9 protein-coding genes are annotated in these 12,173 nt (G+C 67.9%); 5 read left to right on the forward strand and 4 right to left on the reverse strand.

Annotation, left to right across the window (positions count from 1 at the left end; all coding sequences use genetic code 11):
* The first annotated feature begins 6 nt into the window (after positions 1 to 6).
* Both edd and eda read left to right on the forward strand, forming a co-directional pair.
* Complete coding sequence (gene edd / locus ACVCMG_RS10010; RefSeq protein ID WP_447097611.1) at positions 7 to 1,824, forward strand: phosphogluconate dehydratase; 1,818 nt, start codon at positions 7 to 9, stop codon at positions 1,822 to 1,824.
* Positions 1,825 to 1,983: 159 nt separating this feature from the next.
* Positions 1,984 to 2,640 carry a bifunctional 4-hydroxy-2-oxoglutarate aldolase/2-dehydro-3-deoxy-phosphogluconate aldolase gene (gene eda, locus ACVCMG_RS10015; RefSeq protein WP_447114019.1) on the forward strand — a complete coding sequence of 219 codons (657 nt, stop codon included), beginning with the start codon at positions 1,984 to 1,986 and terminating at the stop codon, positions 2,638 to 2,640.
* Positions 2,641 to 2,655: 15 nt separating this feature from the next.
* Here eda and ACVCMG_RS10020 read toward each other — a convergent pair whose 3' ends face one another.
* Both ACVCMG_RS10020 and ACVCMG_RS10025 read right to left on the reverse strand, forming a co-directional pair.
* Entirely contained in the window at positions 2,656 to 3,225 is a 570-nt protein-coding gene (locus tag ACVCMG_RS10020; RefSeq protein WP_447114020.1) for a relaxation protein, read from the reverse strand.
* Positions 3,226 to 3,256: 31 nt separating this feature from the next.
* Positions 3,257 to 5,494, reverse strand: a complete 2,238-nt coding sequence (locus tag ACVCMG_RS10025; RefSeq protein WP_447114021.1) for a hypothetical protein — start codon at positions 5,492 to 5,494, stop codon at positions 3,257 to 3,259.
* A gap of 127 nt (positions 5,495 to 5,621) precedes the next feature.
* Between ACVCMG_RS10025 and ACVCMG_RS10030 the strand changes: the two genes are divergently transcribed.
* From ACVCMG_RS10030 to ACVCMG_RS10040, 3 genes are read left to right on the forward strand one after another with little or no spacing between them, the layout of a single operon-like run.
* Complete coding sequence (locus tag ACVCMG_RS10030) at positions 5,622 to 6,497, forward strand: ankyrin repeat domain-containing protein (RefSeq protein WP_447114022.1); 876 nt, start codon at positions 5,622 to 5,624, stop codon at positions 6,495 to 6,497.
* 20 nt (positions 6,498 to 6,517) lie between these two features.
* On the forward strand, positions 6,518 to 7,399 hold the full coding sequence (locus tag ACVCMG_RS10035; RefSeq protein ID WP_447114023.1) for an ankyrin repeat domain-containing protein: 882 nt from the start codon (positions 6,518 to 6,520) through the stop codon (positions 7,397 to 7,399).
* 20 nt (positions 7,400 to 7,419) lie between these two features.
* Positions 7,420 to 8,301, forward strand: a complete 882-nt coding sequence (locus ACVCMG_RS10040; RefSeq protein ID WP_447114024.1) for an ankyrin repeat domain-containing protein — start codon at positions 7,420 to 7,422, stop codon at positions 8,299 to 8,301.
* An 83-nt stretch (positions 8,302 to 8,384) separates the two neighbouring features.
* Here ACVCMG_RS10040 and tkt read toward each other — a convergent pair whose 3' ends face one another.
* The gene (gene tkt / locus ACVCMG_RS10045) at positions 8,385 to 10,436 is read right to left on the reverse strand and encodes a transketolase (RefSeq protein WP_447114025.1); all 2,052 of its coding nucleotides are present in this window, start codon (positions 10,434 to 10,436) and stop codon (positions 8,385 to 8,387) included.
* 71 nt (positions 10,437 to 10,507) lie between these two features.
* Entirely contained in the window at positions 10,508 to 12,154 is a 1,647-nt protein-coding gene (gene pgm / locus ACVCMG_RS10050) for a phosphoglucomutase (alpha-D-glucose-1,6-bisphosphate-dependent) (RefSeq protein WP_447114026.1), read from the reverse strand.
* Between the last annotated feature and the right edge of the window lie 19 nt (positions 12,155 to 12,173).

Consider the following 12,173-nt stretch of genomic DNA (forward strand, 5'->3'; position numbering starts at 1 on the left):
TGAATCATGACCACGCTGCATCCCGTCGTCGCCGAAGTCACCGAACGCCTGCGCGAACGCAGCCGCGAGACGCGCGCGGCGTATCTCGCGCGGATCGACGCGGTGGATCGCAGCGGGCCGCGGCGCGGGCACCTGTCCTGCGGCAACCTTGCGCACGGGTTCGCCGCGTGCGGCAGCGAAGACAAGGACGCGCTGCGCAACGGCCACCGCGCCAACCTGGCCATCGTCACCGCCTACAACGACATGCTCTCGGCGCACCAGCCGTACGAGCGCTATCCGGCGCTGATCCGCCAGATAGCGCGCGACGCCGGCTTCACCGCGCAGGTCGCCGGCGGCGTGCCGGCGATGTGCGACGGCATCACCCAGGGCCGTGCCGGCATGCAGCTGTCGCTGTTCTCGCGCGACGTGATCGCGCTGGCCACCGCGGTGGCGCTGTCGCACGACATGTTCGACGGCGCGCTGTTCCTCGGCATCTGCGACAAGATCGTGCCGGGCCTGCTGATCGCCGCGCTCAGCTTCGGTCATCTTCCCGCGGCCTTCGTGCCCAGCGGCCCGATGCCCAGCGGCATCCCCAACGAACAGAAGTCGAAAGTGCGCCAGGCGTTCGCCGACGGCAAGGCGAGCAAGGCCGAATTGCTCGAGGCGGAGGCCGCGTCATACCACACCGCCGGCACCTGCACCTTCTACGGCACCGCCAACTCCAACCAGATGCTGATGGAGATCATGGGTCTGCACCTGCCCGGCGCCAGCTTCACCGCGCCGGACACGCCGCTGCGCGACGCGCTCACCGCCGAGGTGGTGCGCCGCGTCGCCGCCAACAGCGCGCTGGGCGGGCATTACCTGCCGCTCGGTCACCACCTCGACGAGCGCGCCATCATCAACGGCGTGATCGGGCTGCACGCCACCGGCGGCTCGACCAACCACCTGCTGCACCTGGTGGCGATGGCGCAGGCCGCGGGCATCCAGTTGCGCTGGGACGACTTCGACGCGCTGTCCGGGGTGATCCCGCTGCTGGCGCGCGTCTATCCGAACGGCTACGCCGACGTGAACCAGTTCCACGACGCCGGCGGCATGGCCTTCCTGATCGACCAGCTGCTCGGCGCCGGCCTGCTGCACGGCGACGTCAAGACCATCTTCGGCACCGGCCTGGAGGGCTACGCGCAGGTACCGTATCTGGACGACAGCGGCACGCTGCGCTGGAAACCCGTGCCGAAGCAGAGCGGCAACCGTGGCGTGCTGCGCGGCGTGGACGAGCCGTTCCGCCCCGACGGCGGCTTGCGCCTGCTCGACGGCAACCTCGGCCGCGCCGTGATCAAGGTCTCCTCGGTGCCGGAGGATCGCCTGCTGATCGAGGCGCCGGCGATCGTGTTCAACGACCAGGACGAGGTCGCCGGCGCCTACCAGCGCGGCGAGCTCAACCGCGATTTCGTGGCGGTGGTGCGCTTCCAGGGTCCGCGCGCCAACGGCATGCCCGAGCTGCACAAGCTCACCCCCACGCTGGCGGTGCTGCAGGACCGCGGCCACCGCATCGCCCTGCTCACCGACGGGCGCATGTCCGGGGCTTCCGGCCGCGTGCCGGCGGCGATCCACGTGACGCCCGAGGCGGTCGCCGGTGGCAACATCGCGAAGATCCGCGATGGCGACATGATCCGGCTCGACGCTGCAAATGGACGTCTGGACGTCCTTGTCGAGACGGACGAACTGGATGCCCGCCTGCCGCACCTCGCCGACCTGTCGCACGACCACACCGGCATGGGCCGTGAGCTGTTCGGCCTGTTCCGGCAGGCCGCCACCAGCGCCGATTTCGGCGCCGGCGTGCTGTAGGCGGCGCAGGGCAGGCACGGCCCGCCGCGGTCGTCTGGCCGCGAAGTCGGGAGAAAAAGGCCGACGGGCCGTACCCGCCCCACACCGCGCAAGGCGTCCGCAGCCTTCTCCACTCGCCCAGCGCCGAAAATGCCGATCATCAACCCACCGAGCCATGTCATGACCAGCCTCATCGAGCAGAAGCAGGAACAGATCGAAGCCACTATGCGCCTGGCGCCGGTGATTCCGGTGGTGGTGATCCATGCGCTGAGGGACGCGGTGCCGATGGCGCGTGCGCTGGTTGCCGGCGGTGCGCCGGCGATCGAGGTGACCTTGCGCACGAGCGTGGCGCTGGACGCGATCCGCGCGATCGCCGCGGAGGTCGAAGGCGCCACGGTGGGGGTCGGCACCGTGCTCGGCGCTGGCGACCTGCGCGCGGCGCAAGCGGCCGGCGCCCGCTTCGCGGTGTCGCCCGGCATCTCGCCGCGCCTGCTCGATGCGGCCGACGACAGCACGCTGCCGCTGCTGCCCGGCGCAGCGACCGCCAGCGAGGCGATGAGCCTGCTCGAGCGCGGCTACCGCCACCTGAAGTTCTTCCCCGCCGTGCCCGCCGGTGGCCACAAGCTGCTCGGCGCCTGGGCCAGCCCGCTGCCGCAGATTCGCTTCTGCCCCACCGGCGGCATCAGCCTCGCCAACGCCGCGGATTTCCTGGCCTTGCCCAACGTGCTGTGCGTGGGCGGCTCCTGGCTCACCCCCGCCGACAAACTGGCGGCAGGCGACTGGGCCGGCATCGAGCTGCTGGCGCGCGAGGCGAATGAATTGCGGGAACGGCGCTGACGCGTCGCGCCGGGCTCAGCGCGGCAGCACCGGCAGGTATTGCCGGCGTTCGCCGAAACGCGGCGCCTTGAGGTCCACGCGGGCGCACAACTGCCCATCGCACAGATTCACATCGGCATCGTTGTATGCCTTCAGCAGCTGCGCGGAAAGCTGGTTCTGCTCGATGACCTTGCGATAGTGCAGCGACAGCCACGCGCCGCCGGCGAGCAGCAAGGCCAGGCACAGCGCCACCGCGCCGAAGGTCTTCCACAGCAGATGCCGGTGCAGTCGCTCCAGGCGCTCGATCCGTTCGGCCAGCGCGTGGGCGCTGCCGGACACCTCCTCGCCCGATGCCTGCAGGTGCTGCCGGTAGTGCTGCACGGCCTGCCCCAGCCCTTCGCGCGTCTCGTGGGCTACCCGCGCCGGCAGCGCCTGCATGGAGGCATCGGCGGCCTGCTCCACGACGCGGGGCAGTTGCGTGGCCAGCGCCTGCATGTCCTGCATCAGCCCCTGCAGGCGCCCGCCGAGGTGGTCGCATCGTCGCTCGAACTGCTCCATCAACTGCGCGGCCTGGCTGACCAGGGTCATGCATTCGGTCTCGTTCATGGCGTGGCTTCCCTGTATACCGACGGCCGCTTCAGCGCATCATCGCCAGCGCGGCGGCTTGCGGCTCCACCTGCTGGGGTGACAGTGCCTGCCACGCGGCCGCCTGCTGCTGGCGATCCACGGCAAGCATGGCCTCGGCGTGCAGCGCCTGCCCCGCCGGCAGACTCGCCAGCGTCCTTGTGCCCTGGCGAAAGGCATCCCAGTTGCCGGATTGCGCGGAATCCAGCATGCCTTGCACGAAGGCGCTCGGGTCCTGTCCGACCGTCGCCGGCATGCGCGCGGAGGTCGCGGGGCGCTGCAGCATGTGGAGCAATGCCATGCCCGCATGTTCCTGGCGACGGATGTCTGCATCCAGGCTGGGCAACACCGTGTCTTTCATGCTGTGGCGGTTGACCGCTTCGGCCACGGTGGCCTCGCCATGCTGCGCGACGTGGCTGCTCTGCCGCACGGTTCCAGCCGGATGGGTCAGCAGCTCGCCGGCGGCGACCGCGCCGGCGCCAGCGACGGCACCGACGGCGGCGCCGGCTTCGGGAGCATGTTCGGTGGCGCGGCGCACCGATGCGCCGTAGGCGCGATAACCGTCACCGATGCGCGCGCCGCCTTGCCGTGCCTCACGTTCCAGCGTCTGCCCGGCGACGCTCGATGCGTGCCGGACGCGATCCGCGCCCACGTCGGCGAACCGGCGTATCGCGCCGGCATCGCGCTGCGCCTCGTGCCATTCGCGGTCGGCCTGCGCCTGGTGATGCCCGGCGCGGGCGGCGGCGAGGCGCGCCTCGTTGTCGGCGACCTGGCGCAGACCCTGCAAGCCGGGGACATGGCTACCCGCACGAAGCACGGCGCCGTCCAGGTCCGCGCTCAGTTGCGCCAGCGTGCCCAGCCCGCGCTCGACCGAGGCGCGGACCTCGCCGTGCACCACGCGCAGGTCGGCGACCGCGGCGGCACCGTAATGCATGGCGCCCGCCACCAGCCGGCCGTGACCCTGCACGCCCTCGTTCAGCACGTAGCCGAAAACCTGCATGCCGCGCTGCACGTGGTCGCCGGTGCGCTGCGCGCTGTGCTCGATGCCGCGACCGCCGGCAGCGATGGCATCGCCAACGCGCTTGCCGCCCGCGCCGCCGGCAAGCGCGCCGGACACCACGTTCATCAGCGGGCCGGCATCGGCGCCGAGCTCGCCGAGCGACGGCTGCGCCGGGCGATCCACCAGCTGGCCCTGCGCATCGCGCATCTTCGGCGGCAGTTCGATCGGGTGGGCACCGGCGGCCAGCGGCACGCCGGCCAGGATCTTCGCGCCGGAATGGGAGCTGAGATAGGCCACCAGCTCCATCGCGTCGTTCTGCATCTTGCGGTCGTACGGCAACGCCTGCGCTAGTCGCGCGCGCAGCAGGTCCTGCATGCCGTCCAGCTGTCCCAATTCGCCCAGCTGCCGTGCGGCCAGTCCCAACTGCGCCCGTGTCACCGCGTCCATGTCGTGGACGCCACTCTGGGCGTCGTGGAGCATTTCGCCGTGGACGTAGTAGCTGTGGATGGACGAGGCCCCGTAGAGCGTCCCACCGTGCTGCTCCACGTAACGGTGCGCAGTGTTGGGATGCAGCCCGGCACTGTTGAACGTGTATGTCGGCATGCCGGTCACCTCGGCAGCGGCGCTGGCGCCAGCGCCTCCTTTGGAGTGACCTGTGAGATCGAATATTCCCTCGAAGTCGTGCTTTAAATCTGTGCTCAACTTCATCGCTCGATCGGCGTGGTCGCTCTCCAAACCAACACCTTGACGGCCATTTTCGATCCAGTCCTCCAGCGCGGACTCGCGCAGGACAATGCCGCCTTTGCCATCCGGCACCGCAACCGGCCCATTCGAACCCTTCAGCGCAACGGCGGGGTTGACTTCCGGTCCGTAGACCTTGGGGTCTGGCACGTAGATCTCTGCCCGGAAGTCGGAATGCAGAGGCTGAAGGCGGTCTCTAATCTCATGCTCGCTCCAGTCCACACCCATCCGCTGTTCAAGCAACTCGGGATGCTCGCTGATGCGTATCCAGCCGAGGCCAGGTGAGGCTGGTTCATGCGCCCCAGAACGGTAGACATCGTCGTCCAACTCGGCCATGTCGCGAGCATGGTATAGCCCGTCCAGAACATCGGCGCGTTCGATCAACTCGGGATTGCCCGTGGCGCGCCATTGCGCCAGCAATTCCTGCCGCTGTCGTACCTGTTCGATCTTTTCCTGCAGCGTATGCGGCGATTGCTCGGGCAATACCGGATCACCGGGCATGGTCGGCATGATCGTTCTCCCTGATTCCATGATGAGCCGCACAGATCCATCTGACTGCACGAGGTTCGCACTATGGACATGGTCCGCGGGCGCGTCAATCGGGTAAGCTTTTCGGCAACTCACTAGGGTATGCCACATGCGAATTCAGGGACGTTTCGCTCGGTTGCTGTTGTTGGTCGTGTTCGGTGGTCTGGTTCTGGGGGCTTGTTCGATCCCGCCGCCACCGGCCAGGCAACCGTTTCGCGCCACGGATCATTTCCAGGGCAAGGCGCTGGAACTGGCCCAGGCAGTGGATCGCAAGGATGGCGCCGCCATCCGCCACCTGATCAAGGACGAGGGCGTCAACCCGGACACGATCTTCGACCAGGCCAACATGCCGATGGTCGCCTGGCCGATCATCAACCAGAACTTCGACGGCCTGCGCCTGCTGCTGGACAACGGCGCCAACCCTAATGCGCGCAAGATGATGCCGCTGCGCGAGCGCGGCAAGGCGGGAGAAGACAACGCCCTGGTCTTCGCCGCCGGCCTGCCCGACCAGCGCTACCTCAAGCTGCTGCTTGATCGCGGCGGCGATCCGAACACGACGAGCTCCAACGACGAGCAGCTCACTTACGTCGCCACGCTGCATCACGTCTGGCCCAACGTGCAGCTGTTGATCGAACGCGGCGCCGATATCAACCAGCCGCTTTACTCCACTGATGGCTATAACACCGTGCTCAATTGGTACACCGAGTTCGGTGACTTCAAGCAGGCCTATTGGCTGCTGCTCCACGGTGCCGACCCGACTCGAAAGATCAAGGCCGATCCCGGCACACGCAACTACGGCCGCATGCCAATGGTCGAGGACATTTATTACAAACCGGTCCAACCTCGCGAAATCGATTGGAAGCGCAAGTGCCAGCACTGGCTGCGCGACAATGGCATCGGTCGGCCACCGATACGCCCGGCCATGCAGGCCGATCTCGAAAGACTTGGCCTGCCCAGTGAAGAGAAGGACATCCCGCTGCTGTAACCCCAAGGAAGCGATACGACATGGAACGTTGGCATCGACATCTGCGCGTGGCGGCTGTGGCCTGGCTGCTCATCCTCGGCGGCCTGGCCGCCTGTTCGATACCGCCGCCGCCGGGCAGGCAACCGTTTCGCGCCACCGACCACTTCCAGGGCCAGGCGCTGGAACTGGCGCAAGCAGTGGATCGCAAGGATGCCGCCGCCATCCGCCACCTGATCAAGGACGAGGGCGTCAACCCGGACACGATCTTCGACCAGGCCAACATGCCGATGGTCGCCTGGCCGATCATCAACCAGAACTTCGACGGCCTGCGCCTGCTGCTGGACAACGGCGCCAACCCTAATGCGCGCAAGATGATGCCGCTGCGCGAGCGCGGCAAGGCGGGAGAAGACAACGCCCTGGTCTTCGCCGCCGGGTTGCCCGACCAGCGCTATCTCAAACTGCTGCTCGACCGTGGCGGCGATCCGAACACGATGAGCTCCAACGACGAGCAGCTCACCTACGTCGCCACGCTGCATCACGTTTGGCCCAACGTGCAGCTGTTGATCGAGCGCGGCGCCAACATCAACCAGCCGCTTTACTCCACCGATGGCGCAGACACCGTGCTCAGCTGGTACACAGGGTTTGGCGACTTCCAGCAGGCCTATTGGTTGCTGCAACATGGCGCCGACCCCACCCGGCAGATGAGCGCCGATCCCGGCACGCCCAACTACGGCCGCATGCCGATGGTCGAGGACATCTACTACGCGGACGTCATCAAGCCTGACGTCATCGAATGGCAGCGCAAGTGTCAGCACTGGTTGCGCGATCACGGCATCCCACGCACGAACGAGATGGGTCGCTGGGCGAAGTTTCGGGAAGGGCTCGGCGATCCGCACAAGCCTGAAGACATCCCGTTGCTGTAATCCCAAGGAAGCGACACGACATGGAACGTTGGCATCGACATCTGCGTGCGGCAACCCTGATCGGATGGCTGGCTCTCGGCAGCCTCGGCCTGGTGGCCTGCTCGATCCCGCCGCCACCGGCCAGGCAACCGTTTCGCGCCACGGATTACTTCCAGGGCAAGGCGCTGGAACTGGCCCAGGCAGTGGATCGCAAGGATGGCGCCGCCATCCGCCACCTGATCAAGGACGAGGGCGTCAACCCGGACACGATCTTCGACCAGGCCAACATGCCGATGGTCGCCTGGCCGATCATCAACCAGAACTTCGACGGCCTGCGCCTGCTGCTGGACAACGGCGCCAACCCCAATGCGCGCAAGGTCGAACCGCTGCGCAAGTATGGCAAGCAGCGCAACAACGCCATGGTCTTCGCTGCAGGCCTGCCCGACCAGCGCTACCTCAAGCTGCTGCTTGATCGCGGCGGCGATCCGAACACGATGAGCTCCAACAACGAGCAGCTCACCTACGTCGCCACGCTGCATCACGTCTGGCCCAACGTGCAGTTGTTGATCGAGCGCGGCGCCAACATCAACCAGCCGCTGTACACCACCGACGGCTACAACACCGTGCTCAACTGGTACACGCAATACGCCGATTTCGAGCAGGCCTACTGGTTGCTGCAACACGGCGCCGACCCGACCCGCAAGATCAAGGCCGACCCCGGCACGTTCAACTATGGCCGCATGCCGATGGTGGAAGACATCTACTATGCGCCGGTGCGGCCCGACGGCATCGAGTGGCAGCGTCGTTGCCAGCACTGGCTGCGCGACCACGGCATCCAGCGCACGCCCGAGATGGGCGTCTGGGGCGACTACCGCAAGAAGCTTGGCGTGGCGAGCGATCCAAAGGACATCCCGCTGCTCTGATCCGCTCGAACCGGCACGCATCGGAACCAGGCCGGCCGACGCGGTCGCGCAAGCCTTCGCGTTCGCGGGGCTCCGCGTGACGGTCAGCGTTGCAGCAAGGCCTTCGCCCGTTGCACCACGTTCTCGACGGTGAAGCCGTATTCGCGCAGCAGCACCTCGGCCGGGGCGGAGGCGCCGAAGCGGTCGATGCCCAGCATGTCACCGTGGGCGCCGGTGTAGCGCTGCCAGCCCTGGGCCACACCCAGTTCCACCGCAAGGCGGGCGGTGACGTCGGGCGGCAGCACCTCGTCGCGGTAGGCCTGCGACTGCGCCTCGAACAGCTCCCAGCTCGGCATCGACACGCAGCGCACGGCGATGCCGCGGCTCTCGAGCTGCTCGGCGGCCTGCACGATCAGGCTGACCTCCGAACCCGTGGCGATCAGGATCAGCGCCGGCTTCTGGCCGTCCGTTGCATCGCGCAGCACGTAAGCGCCCTGGCGCAGGCCGTCGGCGCTGGCGCAGCGGCTGCGGTCGAGCGTGGGCAGTTTCTGCCGCGACAGCGCGAACAGCACCGGCTTGCCGGTGGTGGCCAGCGCCACCTTCCACGCCACCGCGGTCTCGTTGGCATCGGCGGGGCGGATCAGCACGAGGTTGGGTATCGCGCGCAGGCTGGCCAGTTGCTCGATCGGCTGGTGGGTGGGGCCGTCTTCGCCCAGCGCGATGCTGTCGTGGGTGAACACGTGGATCGCGTGCACGCCCATCAGCGCGGCCAGCCGGATCGCCGGGCGCATGTAGTCGGAGAAGATCAGGAAGGTCGAGCCGTACGGGATGAAGCCGCCGTGCACGGCCAGGCCGTTGACGATCGCGCCCATCGCATGCTCGCGTACGCCGAAGTGCAGGTTGCGGCCGGCGTTGCTCCAGCCGGCGCTGTCCGAACCCTGCGTATCGAGGCCCTTGGTGGCCGCGGGATTGAAGTCGCCGAAGCCCTTCAAGTTGGTGAAGGTGGAGGAGTCGAGGTCGGCCGAGCCGCCGAACAATGCCGGCAGATGCGGCGCGATCGCGTTCATCACCTTGCCGCCGGCCTCGCGCGTGGCCAGGCCCTTGGGGTCGGCGTCGAAACCCGGAATATCGGCATCCCAGTTTTCCGGCAGTTCGCCGCGCAGGCGCCCGCGCAATTCTGCGGCCAGCTCGGGAAAGGCCCTGGCATAGCCGTCCAGACGGCTGTTCCATTCGGACTGCGCCTGCGCGCCGCGCCGCCCGGCTTCGTGGAAATGCCTGAGCGCGGGCTCCGGCACCAGGAAGTCCGGCTCCGTCGGCCAGCCCAGTTTTTCCTTGGTCGCCTTGACGTCCTCCACGCCCAGCGGCGAACCGTGCGCCTTGTAGCTGTCCTGCTTGGGCGAGCCGTAGCCGATGTGGGTGCGCACCAGGATCAGGGTGGGCCGCGCGGTCTCCGCCACGGCATCGTTCAAGGCCCGGTCAATCGCGGCGACGTCGTTGCCGTCATCCACCTTGATCGTCTGCCAGCCGTAGGCCTCGAAGCGCCTGGCGCGATCCTCGGAAAAGGTGATGTCGGTGCCGGCGGCCAGGGTGACGTAGTTGTCGTCGTACAGGCACACCAGCTTGCCGAGCTTGAGATGGCCGGCCAGCGAGGCCGCTTCGGAGGCGACGCCTTCCATCAGGTCGCCGTCGCTGACGATGGCCCAGGTGCGGTGATCGATCACGGTGTGGCCGTCGCGGTTGTAGGTGGCCGCCAGCTGCGCCTCGCCGATCGCCATGCCTACCGCATTGGCCAGGCCCTGGCCGAGCGGCCCGGTGGTGACCTCCACGCCCGGCGTGTGGCCGTACTCGGGATGGCCCGGCGCCTTGCTGCCCCACTGGCGGAACTGCTTGATGTCATCCAGCGACAGGTCGTAGCCGGTGACGTGCAGCAGGCTGTAGAGCAGGGCCGAGCCGTGGCCGGCGGAGAGCACGAAGCGGTCGCGGCCCGGCCAGTGCGGGTCGGCCGGATGGAACTTCATGTGCTTTGTCCACAGCACGTAGGCCATCGGCGCGGCGTCCAGCGGCAGGCCGGGATGGCCGCTGTTGGCCTTCTGCACCATGTCCACCGACAGGAAGCGGAGCGTGTTGATGCATTGCTGGTCGAGGTCGTGGGACATGATGGTTTCTCCGATGGAATGGACGCGATGCGCCGTCGGCTCCCGCCGACGGCTGGCGGGCGGTGCCCGCCCTACGCGATGGCGGTGTCGACGATCTTCTGGGCCTCGTCGAGCAGGGCTTGCAGGTGCCGCTCGTCCTTGAAACTCTCGGCGTAGATCTTGTAGATCGCCTCGGTGCCCGACGGGCGCGCGGCGAACCAGCCGCTGGCGGCGACTGCCTTGATGCCGCCGATCGCCGCGCCGTTGCCGGGCGCCTTGTCCAGCACCCGCTCGATCTTCTCGCCGGCCAATCGATCAGTGTGCAACTGGTCGGGCGAGAGCTTGGCCAGCTTCGCCTTCTGCGCCGGGGTGGCGGCGGCTTCGACGCGGTTGCTGAAGGGTCGGCCGAGTTCGTCGGTGAGCTGGCGGTACAGCTCGCCCGGGTCGCGGCCCTCGCGCGCGGTGATCTCGGCGGCGAGCAGCGAGGGCACCAGGCCGTCCTTGTCGGTGGCCCACACCGAACCGTCGCGGCGCAGCAGCGAGGCACCGGCGCTTTCCTCGCAGCCGAAGCCGAGCGAGCCGTCGAACAGGCCCTGGGAGAACCACTTGAAGCCGACCGGCACCTCGTACAACTTGCGCCCCAGCCGCTTCACCACGCGGTCGATCAGCGCGGTGCTGACCACGGTCTTGCCGACCGCCGCATCCCCGCTCCACTGCGGGCGGTGGCGGAACAGGTAGTCGACCAGCACCGACAGGTAGTGGTTCGGCTCCATCAGGCCGCCGGAGCCCGTCACCACGCCGTGGCGGTCGTGGTCGGTATCGCAGGCGAACGCAACGTCGTACTGGTCCTTCAGGCCGATCAGCCGCTGCATCGCGTACTTCGACGATGGATCCATGCGGATCTTGCCGTCCCAGTCCACGCTCATGAAGGCGAACTGCGGATCGACCGTTTCGCTGACCACGGTGAGGTCGAGCCGGTAGCGCTCGGCGATCGGTGCCCAGTAGTGCACGCCGGCGCCGCCCAGCGGATCGACGCCCATGTGCACGCCGGCGCTGCGGATGAGGTCGAAGTCGACGATGTTGGCGAGGTCGGCCACGTAGCGGTCGAGATAGTCATGCTCGCGCGTGCCGGCCGCCTTGCGCGCCTGCGCGAACGGCATGCGCCTGACTTCCTTCAGGCCGTCCTCGATCAGCGCGTTGGCACGGTTCTCCACCCAGCGGGTGATGTCGGTGTCGGCGGGGCCGCCGTTGGTCGGGTTGTATTTGAAGCCACCGTTGTCTGGCGGGTTGTGCGAGGGCGTGATGACGATGCCGTCGGCCAGGCCGTTGCTGCGCCCGCGGTTGTACACCAGGATCGCGTGCGAGATCGCGGGCGTGGGCGTGAACTCGCCGCCGCTGGAAACCATCGTGGTGACGCCGTGCGCGGCCAGCACTTCCAGCGCGCTCTCGAACGCCGGCTGCGACAGCGCATGGGTATCGAAGCCGATGAACAGCGGGCCGTCGATGCCCTTGCCCGCACGGTACTCGCAGATCGCCTGGGTGATCGCCAGGATGTGCCACTCGTTGAAGCTGCCCTGCAGCGAGCTGCCGCGGTGGCCGGACGTGCCGAACGCCACGCGCTGCGAGGGCACCGACGGGTCGGGCCGGGTATCGGCATAGGCGGCGAGCAGTTTCGGCACGTCGACCAGGATGGATTTCGGCGCCGGCTTGCCGGCGAGCGGGCTTATTGTCTGGCTCATGGATGCTCGGAGTTCGTGC

This window comes from Rhodanobacter sp. UC4451_H18 (assembly GCF_052978225.1).